The organism is Mannheimia massilioguelmaensis (assembly GCF_000940515.1).
Lineage (GTDB): Bacteria > Pseudomonadota > Gammaproteobacteria > Enterobacterales > Pasteurellaceae > Basfia > Basfia bettyae.
In genome coordinates, this window is sequence record NZ_CDQL01000003.1 from 1 (window position 1) to 18779 (window position 18779).

Below are 18779 nucleotides of genomic sequence, written 5' to 3' on the forward strand. Positions count from 1 at the left end.
TCTTTTAATTTAACCAATAAAAAGGGGCTGACATCTCGTCAACCCCCGTCATACCTATATTCGTTCCACTTATTCCAGCATAATTCAACCTAAGTCCTAATATTCTCAATTTAAGTGGTTGGTTACAATGACCAAATGTGATGGTTGTTATTCTCGCATCAAAGAAGGGCATAAACCAATTTGTGTAGAGGCTTGTCCGTTACGGGCACTCGATTTTGCTCCAATTGATGAATTACGAGCAAAATATGGCAACCAAGCATCAATTGCTCCTTTGCCACCATCAGACTTTACCAAACCAAACTTGGTAGTTAATCCGAATAAAAATGCTCGCCCAAGTGGTGATACAACAGGGTTTTTAGCTAACCCGAGAGAGGTGTAAGATGAACGGATTACATGAATTACCCCTTATTATTTTTACGGTATTAGCACAATCAGTGGTAGGTGCGTGGCTAATCTTCACTTTTGTTTTATACCGTAATAATAGTGAAAAGAGCCAAAATTATCTCTATAAAGCAATGTTTGTATTATTAGCCTTATTAGGTGTTGGTTTCATTGCTTCAGTGTTACACCTGGGTTCTCCACTACGCGCCTTTAATAGCCTAAATCGTGTAGGCAGCTCAATGCTTAGTAATGAAATTGCCAGTGGAGCCGTTTTCTTTGCAATGGCAGGTTTATATTGGTTAGTGACTATTTTGGGAAAAATGCCTCCAGCTTTAAATAAAACTTGGCTAATTTTGACCGCACTTTTAGGGCTAGTGTTTATGTATATGATGAATAATCTTTATCATATTAGTACGGTGCCAACCTGGAATAGTACGATTACCTCTTGGTTATTTTACTTAACAGTGGTTATTGGCGGTTCCGCTTTAGGCTATGCACTTGCTTATGGTAATGCTGATAAAGCGTATCAACTAAGCTATATTCCTATTTTATATTGCTTAGGTGTGTTTTTATCTGTAATGGTCGTGATTTATCAAGGCTTTGGTTTAACTCAAATTCATAGCTCGGTTCAACAAGCGGTAAATTTAGTACCAGATTTTGCAATTATGCATTGTATTCGCTTTTGTTTATTAGGGTTAGCGGGTTTCTTATTATTCAAAGGTAAGAATCTAGCTATGCTCACTAGTGCGGCATTTATTGCACTCTTCGCAGAAATGATTGGTAGAACCGTTTTCTATGGTTTACATATGACAGTCGGCATGGCTGTGGCTGGTTAAATTAACCGCTGAAATTTTTCTAAAACCCACCGCACTTTTAATAAGTACAATACCCATAAAAGTGCGGTTGATTTTTAAGGAATAGTATGAATAACGAATTACTGCAATGGATTTCTACGAGTGGACGTTTATTAGGCGCAATATTTTATTATGAGCCTCAAGATCAACGCGTTGCTTCTATCTTAGATTTTTTTAAACAGCCAAATTGGATTAAAGAATGGGCACCTTTATCTCAATCAGAACAAATCAGTACTTTAGTAAAAAAAGGCTTACAACAGAATTTATCTGCAGATTATCAATATTTGTTTATAGGCCCTAATGATTTGCCAGCACCTCCTTGGGGATCGGTGTATTTAGATAAAGAATCGGTTATTTTTGGTGATTCATTATTAGCCTTACGAAGCTTTTTGCAAAGCAACCAAATTAATTTTGTGCAGACTTTGAATGAACCTGAAGATCACTTAGGGTTGATGTTGATGTTAGCCGCTTATTTAGCGGAAAATCGCCCTCAATTATTGAATGAGTTTTTGAGTCAGCATTTACTTACTTGGGGATATCGTTGTCTTGATTTATTAATTGAACAAAAAAAATTCCATTTTTATCAAGGGCTTGCACTTCTTGCTCGAGAAACCTTACAAGGTTGGCAACAACAAGCAGATATTCAACCCGCTCAACTACAACTATATCGGTAATTTGCTATGCAGGGCAAAAATGAACAATATTATGAAGCTTATTTAAGCCACCATCATATTTCTCGTAGAGGGTTATTACGTGGTGTTTTCCATCCTGTTGAAAAGGCTGTGGAAAAGCATATTGTTCGTTTAGCTACTCGACCGCCTTTTGCTGCTGAAGAAGCGCTTTTTCTGATTGCTTGCACTGGATGTGGTGATTGCGTTTCTGCTTGCCCTCATCATCTTATTCAGATTCAGCAACATAAAGCCGTGCTTGAAATTGATTATATGAGTTGTAATTTGTGTGGCAAATGTGCAGAGGTTTGTTCAAGCTATGCATTACATCCTGCTTTTAAAAAAGATACGGAATTACGACCGCACTTTTCTAATCAATGTCTTGTAAAGCAGCATCAAGCTTGTTCTAGTTGTCAACAACAATGTCCACAACAAGCGATTTCTGTTGATTTAGTCGTAGATAATGAACGTTGTAATGGCTGTGGTGCATGTAAAATATCTTGTTTCCTTTCAGCCATAAACTTGCAACAGATTCCTGCTTAGCTTGCAACCAATAAAAGTTTATGTTGTCATACACTAAGTGCGATGAAATTTTCAATATTTTCACCGCACTTTTTATTTAATTAAGTTAGAGTAATCATTTTACTCTTGTTTTTATTGGTTAGAGGAAAGACAAAATGTCAGCACAAGAGACAGCGCAAAATTTAGATGTGGCCGCTGAAACAGATAAAATTATTAATAAAGTTAGTAGCATGAATTTTGACACCATGTTAAATCAATGGATTCTGCCTTATGGTACTAAACTATTATTAGCCATTGTTATTTTTATTGTAGGTAAATGGGTTGCTCGTGGATTGAGTAAATTATTAGGTAAAGCAGCTTTTGCTTCAACCAAAGATGATATGTTACAAAGCTTTGTTTCATCCATTAGTTATTTTTTATTTTTATTGATTGTGGTGATTGCAGCGCTTTCTCAATTAGGTATTAATACTAGTTCATTAGTAGCGTTAATTGGTGCCGCTGGTTTAGCGATTGGTTTATCATTACAAAGTTCATTGCAGAACTTTGCAGCAGGTGTCATGTTGCTTATTTTCAAACCCTTCCGTAAAGGCGATTTTATTGAAACTAGTGGTCAGGCTGGAACTGTTGAACAAATGGGACTATTAGTGCTTGAATTACGCACGGCAGATAATAAAACGGTATTAATTCCAAACGCTAAAGTATTCTCTGATAGCATTGTAAATAACAGTGCAAACTCAACTCGTCGTATCGATTTTATTTTTGATATTGCATATGATGCAGATATTGCGAAAGCTAAAGAAATTGTGGCTCAAGTATTAAAATCCGATGTGAGAGTGTTACAAAATCCACAACCAACAATTGCAGTGGGTGCATTAGCAGCAAGCAGCGTACAATTATTTGTTCGTCCTTGGGTAAATACGGGTAATTATTGGGATGTCTATTTTAATATTACTGAAAATGTCAAACTTGAATTTGATAAAGCTGGCATTGAAATTCCATTTAATCAGATGGATATTAATTTCCCCACAGAAAAAATTTCACAAATTAAGTAATTAGTAATCAATAAAAAGGCTGAAATCAATCATTCAGCCTTTTTGTTTATTTAAACTGTAAATATTATTTATTTCGGTTATCCACAGAAAATTTCCCTGCACCTGCAAATACAAAAAAGAAAAATACGAAGCAGTAAAGTGCTGGTAATTCACCACCTTTTAATAAAGGCAATAATGGGTTGGCTCCATGTACAAAGAAGAATGCAAAAGCCATCATGCCTGATAATAAGAAGGCTACAGGGCGAGTAAATAAACCGATGATAAATAAGAAGCCACCAACGATTTCAAGAATACCGCCCACACCATATTGTGAGAATAATGGTACTGAGCCATTACCGTTTGTCATTGACATAGGGAATTCAAAGAATTTTGCCGTGCCATGTAATAAAAACATATAACCAACAATGATGCGTAATAACCCTAAAACATAGGGGGAGTATTTTTCTAATTTTTCGTTCATAAAGTTGTTCCTAAATAAAATACTAAACAAATAAATAATATTATAAAAGACACACATTAGACAGTGTTTAGTAATTATATTTTATTTACTTATCATTAATAAATATCAAAAATATTGAAACATTATTAACTAATAGTAAATAATGAAAATATAAGAACGTGAATACTAAGATCCATTTTCTTAATTTAATATAAGATTAAATATCTAAAGGGCTCCAGTTTTTATCTTTCACTGGAGGCAGCCAAGCACTACCTTTTACACACATTTCCCATAATAATTGCGGAATACCATAATGGTCGGCTTTTTCAGGATCAAGATGTGTAATTATTTCATTTTCACAGCCCCGTTTAATCAGAGTAGCGATATTGGGATTGATCATTACTGTTTTACCTAAACCAATAAATTCTGCCCAGCCTTTTGCGTAAGCATTGATAATTTGTTCTGCTGTGAATAAGCAACCTACGCCAATCAGTGGTAGTTTACCCGCAATATGATCATGTACTAATTGCATACGAGTTAGGTTGGTATCCGCACCGCGACGAGCTTTTTTGTAGAAATCATGTAATGACATATGTAGATATTGCAATGGTTTTTTCACTAATTCATCAACTAACGCAAAAGTATCTTCCATTGTTAAACCTAATTCTTCAGGTTCTTCAGGTGAGAAACGGTAACCGATCACAAAATCATTACGATTAAATTTTGCTCGAGCCGCAATGACAGCATCTACAACCGCTAATGGGAAACGCATACGTTTTTCACGTGAACCACCCCATTCATCAGTACGTTGGTTGGAATGACCTGAGTAGAATTGTTGAATTAAATAACCATTAGCACCATGGATTTCTACGCCATCAAAACCAGCTTGAATAGCTAATTCTGTGGCATAACCAAAAGCTTTTATTAAATCTTCTATTTCAGTTATGGTTAATGCACGAGCGCCAGATTCTTGATCATCAGAAGGTGCTACCTTGTCGTTGCCTTTTAATAAATCCGCCACTGCAGATTTACCGCCATGGTGGATTTGTAAAATCGCTTTTGCGCCCTGTGCTTTAATTATCTCTGCTGTTTGTTTTAAGCTAGGTAATTGTGATACATGAATCGCTTCAGGTTGACCATAAAAAGCTTTACCGTTATCAGCTACTAGCGTTGCTGCTAAGATAAACATACCAACGTCATTAGCACGATTGCCAATAAAGATACGTTCTTCATCGCTGAGTGTGCCATTTTCATGAGAGGCAAAATGTGTCATCGGTGCTACGACTAAACGGTTTTTAATTTCTACACTGTTATTTAAACGGTAAGCTTCAAATAAAGGGGCATATTTTGAATTCATAATAGATCCTTGGTTGAGGAGGGATTTTATGAGAGTAAAACAACTTGCTGAATTAATCAATGATTAGATAGTGAGTTTGTTAACTCACTATCTGGATTAAAAGTGCGGTGAGAAATATAAAAATTTTTATGAATTCAGGATTGCTTCCAATTCTTCCTGGGCCGTTAACCATGCTATTTCTATTTCTTCTAACGTTTTTTTCACTTTGACTTGTTCCGCTAAAAGTGCGGTCATTTTATCTTTATTTTCTGCCGTATAAAGTTCGGAATCACCTAGTTGAGTTTCAATATCATTGAGTTGCTGGTGGCATTTATCCATGTTTATTTCAAAGGAGCTAATTCGTTTACGTAAAGGAGCTGTTTGTTGGCGTAATTCTGCCTCACGGCGTTTTTGCTCTTTGCGATTAGCACTCGTATTTTCATTGGCAGATGATTGTGCAGAAATTTCGGTATTTTTGACCGCACTTTTTCCTTGAGCATTAATTTCATTTAGCCATTTCGCATAGTCTTCTAAGTCACCGTTAAATTCTTCTGCTTGTTGATCATGTACCAAATAGAATTCTTCCACGGTGTTACGTAGTAAGTGACGATCGTGGGAAACAACAACTAACGAGCCTTGATAATCCACTAGAGCTTCTGTTAACGCTTGACGCATATCTAAGTCGAGATGGTTGGTGGGCTCATCTAATAACAGTAAATTAGGGCGTTGCCATACGATCAGCGCTAACACTAAACGGGCTTTTTCACCGCCAGAGAATTGTTTTACTGGATCATTCACTTTATCACCGTGGAAAGCAAAACTACCAAGATAATTACGCAGCTCTTGCTCTGTCTGCATCGGTGCAAGTTTTTGTAAATGCCATAAGGCACTTTCATCAGCACGTAAAGTATCTAATTGATGCTGTGCAAAATAACCTAATTGTACGCCTTTAGCTAATTGTACTACGCCAGAACGGGCTTGCAGTTCACCTGCTAATAATTTAATTAAGGTAGATTTCCCTGCTCCATTTTTGCCCAGTAAACCGATACGTGAACCCGGCACCAAATTCAGCTTAATTTTTTGTAGAATTTCTACCGCACTTTTACCTTCACCATAGCCTGCAGAGGCTTTATCAATCATTACTAAGGGATTAGGCAATGAAAGAGGTGCTCGGAATTCAAAGGTAAAAGGATTATCCACATGAGCAGGAGCAATTAATTCCATACGCTCCAGAGCTTTCATGCGACTTTGCGCTTGTTTTGCTTTGGTGGCTTTTGCCTTGAAACGGTCGATATATTTTTGTAAATGAGCAATTTTATCTTGTTGTTGACGATACATTGCACTTTGTTGTGACAGCTTTTCTGCTCGTTGTAATTCGAAAGACGAATAATCGCCCGTATATTCATTCAGTTTTTGATGTTCAATGTGAATAATTTTATTCACAATCGGATCAAGGAAATCACGGTCGTGCGAAATTAATAAGAGTGTGCCTTGATATTGAACCAACCAACGTTCTAACCAAATTACCGCATCTAAATCCAAGTGGTTAGTGGGCTCATCGAGTAATAATAAATCTGAAGGGCATAACAATGCTTGTGCTAAGTTTAAACGCATACGCCAGCCCCCCGAGAAAGATTTCACCGAATGTTGCAATTCTTCCTGTGAGAAGCCTAAGCCATGTAATAAAGCAGCCGCACGAGCTTGAATCGTCCATGCATCAATGGTATCTAATTGACCATGAATACGGGCGATAGCATTACCATCATTACATTCATTGGCATTCGCCAATTCTTTTTGTAAACGACAATATTCACGATCGCCTTCAATGATATAATTTAAGGCTGAAATTTCTAAAGCAGGGGTTTCTTGATTTACCCAAGATACTGCCCAATTAGCAGGATAAGTAGCATTGCCACCTTCAGGTTGCATTTCTTTTTTGAGTAAAGCGAATAAGGTGGATTTTCCGCAACCATTTTTACCTACCAGCCCGACTTTTTGTTTAGGATTGATGCTGGCGTTTGCCTCTTCTAGAAGAACTGTTTGACCACGTTTTAAAGTTAAATTAGAGAAAAAAATCATGCTGTTTTGAGTTTATAAAATTGAAATAAGGTTTTAATCTTTAAGAATTAGTCAACTTGATATAAGCGATAACTGACTAATCCTGTGTTTTTTTCTTTGAGTAAATGCCAATGTGCTGGTGCCGAAATAGGCTTAGCCAGCTCAGTTTCCACATAAACTAAGGCTTTTGTTTTGAGCCATTGATTTTTATCTAGTAGAGCTATGGCTTGTTCCGCCAAATTAAAATGGAACGGCGGATCCAAAAAGACTAAATCAAATTGAGGCTGAGCAGGTCTTTGGCTTAAATAAATTAAGCTGTTTTGATTGATGACTTCCGCTGATTCTTTAGCACATTTTAGGGTTTGTAAATTTTGTTTAAGCTGTGTTGCCACAGACTTTTCTAATTCTAAAAAAGTAACATGTTTAGCTTGGCGGGAAAGAGCTTCAAAACCTAAGGCACCACTGCCTGCAAATCCATCTAAACAGACGCTATCTACAATGTAAGGCATTAGCCAATTAAATAACGTTTCTTTAACTCGATCACCTGTTGGGCGCAACCCTTGTGAATTTAGTACAGGAAGTTTTCGCCCTCGCCATAAACCAGCAATAATTCGTACTTCACCTTTAGCCTGGTTTTGTTTAGTTGGTGTCAGCTTTAAAGTGCGTTGATTTGTATTTTTTTTCATAGAGGATTTGCAAATAAATGTTACACTATGGGAAATTAAATGTAGTTTAACAAAATTCAGGTTTTTTGACCAAACCTTAGAGGAAATGAGAGCAATTTATGGCAAATGAACAGAAAAAAGGCGGTTTTTGGTCTTGGTTAGGCTTAGGTAACAAAAAAGAACAAGAAGAGCAAGTCGCTGAGTCAGAAGCCCAATCTGAATTATCATTATCAGAACAAGTGGAAGAATTGGTTGATGATGTTAAAGATAAAATTGAACAATTAGCCGAGAAAACAGAAGATATTACTGAGCAAGTTGAAGAGAATATTGATCAGCTTCAAGCACATGTGGAACAAAAAACAGATCAATTTGAAGCTCAACTAAAACAATCGGTTTCTGAATTTTCACAGAAGTTTGAAGATTTTGAGCATAAAATTGATGATAATTTACAAGATATTAAACAAGATGCTACTGCTTATATTGAACAAGTGAAATCGGAATTTTCTGAAAATGAACCGCACGTTGAAGGCAAATTAACAGATAAGCTAGAACATCAAAGTGCGGTAGAAAATTCAGAAATTTCTGCTCAAACTGCACTGACTCATAGTACTGACCTTGATGTTAGTCAAGTAGCTATTCAAACTCAAGAAAAACCAAGTGAAGGTGGTTTCTTTAGTCGTTTGGTAAAAGGGTTATTAAAAACTAAACAAAATATTGGTGCAGGCTTCCGTAGTTTATTTACGGGTAAAAAAATTGATGATGAGCTATTCGAGGAATTAGAAGAACAGTTATTGATTGCCGATATCGGTATGCCAACCACCACTAAAATTATCAGCCATCTTACCGAACATGCCAGCCGAGCTCAGTTGAAAGATGCCGATATGCTCTATCAACAATTGAAAGTAGAAATGGCAGAAATTCTTAAACCTGTTGAGCAACCCTTAGTAATTGATAGCAGTAAAAAACCTTATGTAATTTTAATGGTGGGAGTCAACGGCGTAGGTAAAACAACCACAATTGGTAAATTAGCCCGCCAGTTCCAACAACAGGGAAAATCGGTGATGTTAGCCGCGGGTGATACTTTCCGTGCTGCTGCTGTTGAACAGCTACAGGTGTGGGGCGAACGTAATAACATTCCCGTGGTAGCTCAAAGCACAGGTTCTGATTCTGCTTCAGTAATTTTCGATGCAATGCAATCAGCCGCCGCTCGTAACATAGATATTTTGATTGCTGATACCGCAGGTCGTTTACAAAATAAGAATAATCTTATGGACGAATTGAAAAAAATCGTACGTGTGATGAAGAAATATGATGAAACAGCTCCCCATGAAATTATGTTAACCCTTGATGCAGGCACGGGTCAGAATGCTATTAGTCAAGCTAAATTATTTCATGAAGCAGTGGGTTTAACGGGAATTAGTTTAACTAAATTGGATGGAACAGCTAAAGGCGGTGTAATTTTTGCTATTGCGGATCAATTTAATTTACCTATTCGTTATATTGGTGTGGGCGAAAAAATTGAAGATTTGCGCCCATTCCATGCAGAGGAATTTATTGATGCGTTATTCACCCATGAAGAAGCTTAAGAATAACAAGGTAAAGTGCGGTTAATTTCGGCACTTTTTATCAAATACAATAATTAGAGATATAAAAAGATGATACGTTTTGCAGATGTAAGTAAAGCTTATATGGGAGGAAAACCGGCATTACAGGGGCTGACTTTCCATTTACCTGTAGGTAGTATGACTTATTTAACAGGGCATTCGGGTGCAGGTAAAAGTACCTTATTAAAATTAATTATGGGCATGGAACGTGCTAATGGTGGACAAATTTGGTTTAATGGTCATGACATTACTCGCCTTTCAAGTTATGAAATTCCATTTTTGCGTCGTCAAATTGGGATGGTTCACCAAGATTATCGCTTATTACCAGAACGTTGTGTAGTCGATAATGTAGCGTTGCCATTAATTATTGCTGGCTATCGCCCGAAAGACGCAGAAAAATATGCGCTTGCAGCTTTAGATCGTGTTGGTTTACGTGATCGTGCTAATCATCTACCAATTCATTTATCTGGCGGTGAACAACAACGTGTAGATATTGCTCGTGCGGTAGTACATAAACCACAATTATTATTAGCCGATGAACCAACGGGGAACTTAGATATTAATCTATCTATGGATATTTTTAATCTTTTTGAAGAATTTAATCATATGGGTATGACAGTATTAATCGCCACTCACGATTTATCTTTAATTCAACAAAAACCAAAACCTTGCTTGGTATTAGAGCAAGGTCATTTACGTTAAGGTCGGTGTTTTATGAGTTCAATGAATAGCGCACCGTTTTGGGTGCAAATGCAGTATGTGTTACGTAATGTATGGGCTGATCTTGTGAAGCGTAAATATGGCACTTTGCTGACTATTTTAGTGATTGCTGTTTCATTATCCATTCCTACTGTGAGTTTTTTATTGTGGAAAAATACCCATCTTGCAGCTACTCAGTTTTATCCTGAAAGTGATATTACGGTTTATTTGCATAAAAATCTTAGTGAAGATGATGCGAATGCTGTGGTGGAAAAAATTCGTCAAGTTGAAGGCATTGATAGCCTTAATTATATTTCTCGTCAAGAAAGTTTAAATGACTTTAAAACTTGGTCTGGCTTTAATGAAGAGTTGGATATTTTAGATGATAATCCATTACCTGCGGTAGTGATGATTCAGCCAACTAAAGAATTCCAAGATTCGAAAAAGCGTGAACAATTACGGGCTAATTTAGACCAAATTAAAGGTGTACAGGAAGTGCGTTTAGATAATGATTGGATGGAAAAATTTACAGCGCTTACTTGGTTGATTGGTCATGTCGCAATCTTTTGTGCCGTGTTAATGACCCTTGCAGTCTTCTTAGTGATTGGTAACAGTATTCGTTCTGATGTATATAGTAGCCAAGCAAATATTTCTGTGATGAAATTATTAGGTGCAACAGATCAATTTATCCTTCGACCATATCTTTACACTGGAATTATTTATGGCTTCTTAGGTGGTTTCTTTGCATGTTTCTTCAGTAGTTTATTGATTGGTTATTTTGCTAATGCAGTGAAATATGTGACAGATGTTTTCGCAGTGAAATTTGAACTAAATGGTTTAGCATTCGGAGAAGTGTTATTCCTGTTAATTATTTGTTCTATTGTCGGTTATGCATCGGCTTGGATTTCAGCCACCCGTCATATTAGGATGTTAGAGCGTAAAGTGGGATAATTATTTCATTTAATAAGAAAGGCTATTTTTAAGTAAATAGCCTTTTTTAATTTGCAGACAGGTTAAAATATATTTTATTCCATTTTTTTAGTAAAAAAGCTTGCTTTTATTTAGCGTATCTAGTAATTAATTAAATCTAGTCAAACACACATAATTAACTTAAGGAAACAAAATATGAAAAACGTAGGATTTATTGGTTGGCGTGGCATGGTAGGTTCCGTTTTAATGGATCGTATGATTCAAGAAAACGATTTCTCACACCTTAACCCAATCTTCTTTACCACTTCACAAGCGGGTCAAAAAGCACCTGATTTTGCAGGTAAAGATGCTGGCATTTTAAAAGATGCATTTGATATCGAAGAATTAAAGAAACTAGATATTATTGTTACTGCACAAGGTGGTGACTACACTTCTGCGGTTTATCCAAAATTAAAAGCAACAGGATGGGATGGTTACTGGGTTGATGCAGCATCAACTTTACGTATGGAAAAAGATTCAATCATTGTATTAGATCCAGTAAACCAACATGTTATTTCTGAAGGTTTAAAAAATGGCATTAAGACTTTCGTAGGGGGAAACTGTACGGTAAGTCTAATGTTAATGGCTATTGGTGGCTTATTTGAGAAAGATTTAGTGGAATGGGTTTCTGTTGCAACTTACCAAGCAGCTTCTGGTGCTGGAGCAAAAAACATGCGTGAATTGCTTTCACAAATGGGTCAATTAGAAAGTGCTGTCTCAGCTGAATTAGCCAATCCCGCTTCTTCAATATTAGAAATTGAGCGTAAAGTTACCGCACAAATGCGTTCGGTAGAATTTCCAACAGAAAACTTTGGCGCTGCATTGGGCGGTAGTTTAATTCCTTGGATTGATAAATTATTACCAAGTGGTCAAACTAAAGAGGAATGGAAAGGTTATGCAGAAACGAACAAAATTCTTGGTTTAAGTGATAATCCAATTCCTGTAGATGGCTTGTGTGTACGTATCGGTGCATTACGTTGCCATAGCCAAGCTTTCACAATCAAATTAAAACGTGATATTCCATTAGAAGAAATTGAGCAAATCTTAGCATCTCATAATGAATGGGTGAAAGTAATTCCAAATGACAAAGAAACCACATTACGTGAATTAACACCTGCGAAAGTAACAGGGACATTAAGTGTGCCTGTGGGTCGTTTACGTAAATTAGCGATGGGTCCGGAATACTTAGCTGCATTTACTGTGGGTGACCAATTATTATGGGGAGCAGCAGAACCTGTACGTCGTATTTTAAAACAGTTAGTGGCTTAACCAGTTGAATTAAATATAAAAGTGCGGTGATTTCCACCGCACTTTTTGTTTATAATGAAAAACCTTGTTGTAAATCTATTGGAAATTATTTTCCTTGTGATATTTGATATTTTTTACCAAACTCTCTAAAACCACTATGCAAAATCGAGAACCGCACTTTAGTCAATTTGCACTTTCTGAATTAATGCCCTTTGCTGAGCGTTTTCCACTAAATTATGTGAAAGGTAAAGGCAATATTAAAATTGCTTATCGTCATTTTACCCATCAACAAAATGGAAATGGACGATTAGTGATTTTAGTCAATGGCCGTGCAGAAAACTTATTAAAATGGACTGAAGTTGCTTTTGATTTTTATCATCATGGATATGATGTTCTAACCTTTGATCATCGTGGACAAGGTTATTCAGAACGATTATTAGCTGATAAAGACAAAGGTTATATTGATGAGTTTCGTTTTTATACGGAGGACATGGCAAGGGTTATTCAAGAAGCTACAGATAAATGCGAATATAAAAGTTTGCATTTAGTGGCTCATTCTTTAGGGGCTTTAATTAGTAGCTATTATTTAGCTAATTATGATCATCATATTCAGAGTGCCGTACTTTCTTCACCTTGTTATGGCTTACCGCTTAAACATCCCATTCGAGATCAATTATTGATTAGTTTAATGATGTTATTTGGGCAAGGTGAACGTTATGTGCCAGGTAAGAAAGGTTATCAACCAGCTAACTTAAATAGTAATGAATTAAGTTTTTGTAAAACTAGAATGAAATGGATGAATAGGATTAATCGTAACCATCCGGATATTCATTTAGGTGGACCGACTTTTCGTTGGGTTCATCTTTGTTTAAGTGCGATCAAGGGATTGTCATCGGTAATTCCAAGGATAGAAATTCCGATGATGATTTTATATTCAGATAAAGAAAAAATTGTCGATAATAAAAATTTAGCAAAATTGACCGCACTTTTTCCTCAAGCTAAATTGGTAAAAATGAAAAATACCAAGCATGAAATTTTGTTTGAACGTGATCAACTGCGGCATTGTGCAATTACAAAAATACTTGATTTTTTTGAGTAAGTTTAGATAAGGAATCCCCATTCTGTTGGGATTCTTGATTATGCGGTTTCCATATGTGCGGCTAATACGCCTGGTTGCATTTTTGCAAGCACATAGATATTTTGTAATTCATGAGATTCTTCAATTTCACATTGTAAAATGAGGTTAATTTCGCCATTGTATAAATCTTTAATAGAAATATCTTCAATTTTACAGTTGTTTTTCTTAAATAGTGCTGTGACGGCGCTAATAGTCTGAACTGAATTCAAATGTAAGGTAAAAGTCGCATCTACTTCTTTTTCTGGTGGACGTCGATTATGAGCCAATTTCATTACATAAGGACTTAAACGGATTGCTACTAGAATCATTAACGTTGCAATAACCGCATCAAAGAAAAAGCCAGCCCCAGTGGCAATTCCAATGCCAGCAGCAGCCCAAATAATAGCGGCGGTTGTTAATCCTGAAATGGCATCATTATTTTTTCGTAAAATCACCCCTGCGCCGAGGAAACCAATACCGCTAATGACTTGTGCTGCAAGGCGCATGGGATCAGTCCGAATGTTATCAGAAACACCAGCATAATATTCTGCAGATTGAATAGATACAATTGTCAGAATACAGGTAGTAATCGAAATAATGACACAGGTTTTGACCCCAACAGGTTTGTGTTTTAATTCTCGTTCTAAACCAATAAAAGCGCCTAAGCACATAGCCACTGATATTTTAATCAGAATTAAGATTTGAGGTGAGGTGATCACCTGATTCAAAAAGTGATTCATAAAAGAAAAATCCTACTAAACTAATTTTTTTAATTGATATAAATAAGCTAATGCCTGTTTAGGGCTAAGATCATCAGGATCTAGTTGATTAAGCATTTCCATCACGGCATTTTTACTATCATCTTCTTCTAGAAGATTAAGTTCGCCTTGTGTCTGATTCATAGCACGTAAGTCTTGAATTTTTTGATCTGCATTTTGTTGTGACAAACGTTCTAAATTAGAAAGTTTTTGTTTCGCTAGTTTAATCACATGCTGTGGAACGCCAGCTAATGCAGCAACGGCTAGCCCATAACTTTTGTTAGCTGCACCATCTTGTACTGCATGCATAAACGCAATGGTATCTCCATGTTCTAGCGCATCTAAATGCACATTAGCGGTGCCTGCAATTTGTTCGGGCAAAATCGTTAATTCGAAATAATGTGTTGCAAATAAGGTTAATGAACGTAATTTTTTAGCTAACCACTCTGCGCAAGCCCAAGCCAATGAAAGTCCATCATAAGTTGAGGTGCCACGCCCTATCTCATCAATCAACACTAAACTATTTGCTGTCGCCTGATGTAGAATATTTGCCATTTCTGTCATTTCCACCATAAAGGTTGAGCGTCCAGAAGCTAAATCATCCGAGGCTCCAATGCGGGTAAAAATACGATCAATAGGACCAATTATGGCACTTTCAGCAGGTACAAAACTACCCATATAGGCCATTAAAGTAATTAATGCAGTTTGACGCATATAAGTACTTTTTCCTCCCATATTGGGCCCTGTAATAATCAATAAGTGGCGTTGTTGGTTGAGATTGACTGGGTTAGCAATAAATGGCTCTTTGAGCACTTGTTCCACTACGGGATGACGACCATTTTCAATAGATATGCCAACATTATCGCTAAATGTAGGTGCCACGTAATTTAAGGTTTCTGCCCGCTCTGCAAGATTAGTAAGGACGTCTAATTCAGAAAGTGTTAGGCTTGCTAATTGTAATGCCCCTAAGTGCGGTAATAATTGGTCAAAAAGTTCTTCATACAGTTGTTTTTCTAAAGCTAAAGATGCGCCTTTTGCTTTCAGAACTTTATCTTCATAAGTTTTTAACTCAGGAATAATAAAACGTTCCGCATTCTTTAGGGTTTGACGACGAACATAATGCATTGGTGCCTTATGTGCTTGACCTTGGCTAATTTGGATGTAATAACCATGAACCGCATTAAAACCTACTTTTAAGGTATCAATGCCTGTCGCCTCACGCTCACGTAGCTCTAAGTCTTCTAAATATTTAGTTGCTCCCTCAGAAAGCGAACGCCATTCATCCAGTTCAGCATTATAACCTTCAGCAATGACTCCACCATCACGAATCAATAGTGGTGGAGTTTCAATAATAGCACGTTGTAATAAACTACAAAGTTCATCAAAATCGCCTATATGAGTTAAAAGTGCGGTGAAATTTCCAGAAATTTTTAGAATTTCTTTGATTTTTGGAATTTGCTCTAAGGCAGTACGTAAACGGGTTAAATCACGTGGGCGAGCTGTTCTTAATGCTACACGAGCTAAAATACGTTCCATATCTCCCACTTGTTGAAGATAGGGTTGTAATTCTGCAATTAAATCTTGTGCTAAAATATGCGTAATAGTTTGTTGACGGTATTTTAATTTTTCCACTTGGCGGATCGGTTGATGAATCCAACGTTTTAATAAACGGCTACCCATGGGGGTCACACATTTATCAAGCACTGATGCTAAAGTGTTTTCTGTACCACCTGAGAGATTTTGTGTCAGTTCTAAATTACGACGAGTTGCAGCATCTAGCTGAATATTTTCATTATTTTCAACTAAGGTAATGCTTTGAATATGAGGCAATGCAGTACGTTGTGTTTCTTTAGCGTATTGCAATAGACAACCAGCAGCACATAATCCAAGAATAGCTTTTTCTACCCCAAAACCACGTAAATCTTTAGTTCCAAATTGACGATTAAGCAATTGCACAGCAGTGCCTAATTCAAACTCCCAAATTGGACGACGACGTAATCCTTTTGCATTTTCAATCAATGACATATCTGCAAAATCTTCGCAATAGAGTAACTCTGCTGGCGACAGCCGTTGCAATTCTGCTTTAAGGCTTTCTCGATCAGCTGGTTCAGCGATTTGGAAACGACCTGATGTCATATCTAGTGTTGCTAAACCGAAGTGATCTTTTTCCTGATAAACCGCAACAATAAGGTTATCTTGGCGTTCAGGTAGAAGATTCTCATCACTCACTGTACCAGGCGTCACAATGCGTACAATCTTACGTTCTACAGGGCCTTTACTAGTGGCTGGATCACCGATTTGTTCACAGATAGCAACAGGTTCACCAAGTTGAACTAATTTTGCTAAATAGCCTTCTACCGCATGATAAGGGACACCAGCCATTGGAATGGGTTGACCGGCAGATTGGCCTCGTTTGGTGAGGGAGATATCCAACAACGCCGCGGCTTTTTTAGCATCATCATAGAAAAGTTCATAGAAATCTCCCATGCGATAAAACAATAGAATATCGGGGTTTTCAGCTTTTAATGCTAAATATTGGCGCATCATTGGCGTATGTAGATCTAAGTTTTCCATGAGGTTCCACTCGTTAATTAATTAAAACAAATAATTATTATACTGAATTGGGTTAAGGATTTCGAATATTCGCTTTTATTTATTTTTGTGAAGCAGATCGAAAAAAATTTAGGTGTAAATAAAAAGATCAAAAATTCACTTGATACTGTATATTATAACAGGTATTATATTGAGTAAATTTAGGAATAAATGCTTACTTTTGAGGTAGAAAATGGCGACGAATGATGAAAAATCCAAAGCTTTAGCGGCAGCACTAGGTCAAATTGAAAAACAATTTGGTAAGGGTGCTATTATGAAACTAGGTGATACTCAAGCATTAGATGTAGAGTCTGTTTCCACTGGTTCTATTGGTTTGGATGTGGCATTAGGTATTGGTGGTTTGCCAATGGGCCGTATCGTTGAGATTTTTGGACCTGAATCTTCAGGTAAAACAACCTTAACACTTTCAGTGATTGCGCAAGCACAAAAAGCAGGTAAAGTTTGTGCTTTCATTGATGCTGAACATGCCTTAGACCCGATCTACGCAGCAAAATTAGGTGTTGATGTTAAAGAATTATTAGTTTCTCAACCAGATAATGGGGAACAAGCCTTAGAAATTTGTGATGCATTAGTGCGTTCAGGTGCAGTAGATGTGATTATTGTAGATTCTGTAGCTGCCTTAACTCCAAAAGCAGAAATTGAAGGCGATATGGGGGATTCTCATGTTGGTTTACAAGCTCGTTTAATGTCACAAGCATTACGTAAATTAACAGGACAAATCAAAAATGCTAACTGCCTTGTTGTGTTTATTAACCAAATCCGTATGAAGATTGGTGTGATGTTTGGTAATCCAGAAACAACCACGGGTGGTAATGCATTAAAATTCTATTCATCTGTGCGTTTAGATATTCGCCGTGTAGGTTCAGTAAAAGATGGCGATGAAGTGATTGGGAATGAGACTCGTGTAAAAGTAGTAAAAAATAAATTAGCAGCTCCGTTCCGTCAAGTGGACTTCCAAATTCTTTATGGAGAAGGAATCTCTAAGAATGGTGAATTAATTGAATTAGGTGTTAAACACAAATTTGTTGATAAATCAGGCGCTTGGTATGCGTACAATGGCGATAAAATCGGTCAAGGTAAAGCCAATGCGATGAAATGGTTAGCAGATAATCAAGCCGCGGCAGCAGAATTAGAAGGTAAAATTCGTGCTGAGTTGTTAGCAAATCCAGAACAAGCACTAATGGCTGATATTGAAGCTAATGATAAAGATGAATTTGATGGCGAAGATTTTGAATAAGCCATATTAAGAAAAAGTGCGGTAGATTTACCGCATTTTTTTATATTTAATTTTTACTCTTTTTATTTAGACTGAAATAAGGAATATTAAATGTCTTCTCTTGCCTTTAGTTATGTTGTTAATTTGCTGGCTCGCCGAGAATATAGTGAGTTTGAGATTCGTTGTAAAATGCAAGAAAAAGCTTTTTCTGAAGAAGAAATTGCTCAAACTATTGGACAGTTACAACAAAAGAACTGGCAAAGTGATAAACGTTTTACAGAAAATTATTTTCGAGCAAGAGCACAACGTGGTTACGGCATTAACCGTATAAAACAAGAGTTACGTCAACTCAAAGGTGTGCAATCTGAAACCATTAATGAGGTGTTAATAGAAACAGAAATTGATTGGTCTGAAGTAGCATTATCTGTATTATCAAAAAAATTTCCTAATTATCGTTCGAAACAAGATCAAAAAACAAAACAGAAAATTTGGCACTATATGATCTCTCATGGTTTTTATGCTGAAGATTTTAGTGATTTTTTAGGTCGCGGTGGCGATGAGGAATTTTACTAAAATTTTC

Annotated in this window: 17 protein-coding genes and 1 pseudogene; 12 read left to right on the forward strand and 6 right to left on the reverse strand. The window is 36.6% G+C overall.

The annotated features are described in order from the left end of the window. Positions 1-127: 127 nt before the first annotated feature. The 5 genes and pseudogenes from BN1226_RS00265 to BN1226_RS00285 all read left to right on the forward strand — a co-directional run. Positions 128-379 (forward strand): annotated as a pseudogene (locus BN1226_RS00265) (4Fe-4S dicluster domain-containing protein); the annotation flags it as partial. A gap of 1 nt (position 380) precedes the next feature. Continuing rightward, complete coding sequence (locus tag BN1226_RS00270; protein WP_044469520.1) at positions 381-1217, forward strand: DmsC/YnfH family molybdoenzyme membrane anchor subunit; 837 nt, start codon at positions 381-383, stop codon at positions 1215-1217. Between the two features lie 86 nt (positions 1218-1303). Beyond that, the gene (gene dmsD / locus BN1226_RS00275; RefSeq protein WP_044469521.1) at positions 1304-1909 is read left to right on the forward strand and encodes a Tat proofreading chaperone DmsD; all 606 of its coding nucleotides are present in this window, start codon (positions 1304-1306) and stop codon (positions 1907-1909) included. 6 nt (positions 1910-1915) lie between these two features. Then, positions 1916-2446, forward strand: coding sequence for a ferredoxin-type protein NapF (napF, locus tag BN1226_RS00280; RefSeq protein WP_044469522.1), 531 nt, complete (start codon positions 1916-1918; stop codon positions 2444-2446). Between the two features lie 134 nt (positions 2447-2580). Beyond that, positions 2581-3477, forward strand: a complete 897-nt coding sequence (locus BN1226_RS00285) for a mechanosensitive ion channel family protein (RefSeq protein WP_044469523.1) — start codon at positions 2581-2583, stop codon at positions 3475-3477. 64 nt (positions 3478-3541) lie between these two features. Here the strand turns inward: BN1226_RS00285 and BN1226_RS00290 are convergent, their stop codons facing one another. The 4 genes from BN1226_RS00290 to rsmD form a co-directional block, all read right to left on the reverse strand. Continuing rightward, the gene (locus tag BN1226_RS00290; RefSeq protein WP_044469524.1) at positions 3542-3937 is read right to left on the reverse strand and encodes a DoxX family protein; all 396 of its coding nucleotides are present in this window, start codon (positions 3935-3937) and stop codon (positions 3542-3544) included. Between the two features lie 196 nt (positions 3938-4133). Next, complete coding sequence (locus tag BN1226_RS00295) at positions 4134-5273, reverse strand: NADH-dependent flavin oxidoreductase (protein WP_044469525.1); 1140 nt, start codon at positions 5271-5273, stop codon at positions 4134-4136. Positions 5274-5399: 126 nt separating this feature from the next. Next, on the reverse strand, positions 5400-7331 hold the full coding sequence (locus BN1226_RS00300; protein WP_044469526.1) for an ABC transporter ATP-binding protein: 1932 nt from the start codon (positions 7329-7331) through the stop codon (positions 5400-5402). A gap of 47 nt (positions 7332-7378) precedes the next feature. After that, positions 7379-7996 carry a 16S rRNA (guanine(966)-N(2))-methyltransferase RsmD gene (gene rsmD / locus BN1226_RS00305; protein WP_044469527.1) on the reverse strand — a complete coding sequence of 206 codons (618 nt, stop codon included), beginning with the start codon at positions 7994-7996 and terminating at the stop codon, positions 7379-7381. A gap of 98 nt (positions 7997-8094) precedes the next feature. Here rsmD and ftsY point away from each other — a divergent pair, with 98 nt between their 5' ends. From ftsY to BN1226_RS00330, 5 genes are all read left to right on the forward strand, one after another. Further along, positions 8095-9561, forward strand: coding sequence for a signal recognition particle-docking protein FtsY (gene ftsY, locus BN1226_RS00310; protein ID WP_044469528.1), 1467 nt, complete (start codon positions 8095-8097; stop codon positions 9559-9561). Between the two features lie 69 nt (positions 9562-9630). Continuing rightward, positions 9631-10281 (forward strand): cell division ATP-binding protein FtsE, encoded by a 651-nt coding sequence (gene ftsE / locus BN1226_RS00315; protein WP_005760900.1) that lies wholly within the window; start codon positions 9631-9633, stop codon positions 10279-10281. A 12-nt stretch (positions 10282-10293) separates the two neighbouring features. Then, complete coding sequence (gene ftsX / locus BN1226_RS00320; RefSeq protein ID WP_044469529.1) at positions 10294-11229, forward strand: permease-like cell division protein FtsX; 936 nt, start codon at positions 10294-10296, stop codon at positions 11227-11229. 174 nt (positions 11230-11403) lie between these two features. Further along, positions 11404-12516, forward strand: a complete 1113-nt coding sequence (gene asd, locus BN1226_RS00325) for an aspartate-semialdehyde dehydrogenase (protein ID WP_044469530.1) — start codon at positions 11404-11406, stop codon at positions 12514-12516. A gap of 136 nt (positions 12517-12652) precedes the next feature. Continuing rightward, positions 12653-13594 (forward strand): alpha/beta fold hydrolase, encoded by a 942-nt coding sequence (locus tag BN1226_RS00330; protein WP_044469531.1) that lies wholly within the window; start codon positions 12653-12655, stop codon positions 13592-13594. 38 nt (positions 13595-13632) lie between these two features. Here the strand turns inward: BN1226_RS00330 and BN1226_RS00335 are convergent, their stop codons facing one another. Together BN1226_RS00335 and mutS are read right to left on the reverse strand one after the other, a co-directional pair. Continuing rightward, complete coding sequence (locus tag BN1226_RS00335; RefSeq protein ID WP_044469532.1) at positions 13633-14352, reverse strand: MgtC/SapB family protein; 720 nt, start codon at positions 14350-14352, stop codon at positions 13633-13635. A gap of 15 nt (positions 14353-14367) precedes the next feature. Continuing rightward, positions 14368-16944, reverse strand: a complete 2577-nt coding sequence (gene mutS, locus BN1226_RS00340; RefSeq protein WP_044469533.1) for a DNA mismatch repair protein MutS — start codon at positions 16942-16944, stop codon at positions 14368-14370. 211 nt (positions 16945-17155) lie between these two features. Here mutS and recA point away from each other — a divergent pair, with 211 nt between their 5' ends. Both recA and recX read left to right on the forward strand, forming a co-directional pair. Continuing rightward, on the forward strand, positions 17156-18220 hold the full coding sequence (gene recA, locus BN1226_RS00345) for a recombinase RecA (RefSeq protein ID WP_005760727.1): 1065 nt from the start codon (positions 17156-17158) through the stop codon (positions 18218-18220). A 90-nt stretch (positions 18221-18310) separates the two neighbouring features. Further along, positions 18311-18772: a recombination regulator RecX gene (gene recX, locus BN1226_RS00350; protein ID WP_044469534.1), complete on the forward strand. Its 462-nt coding sequence runs from the start codon at positions 18311-18313 to the stop codon at positions 18770-18772. Positions 18773-18779 lie beyond the last annotated feature (7 nt).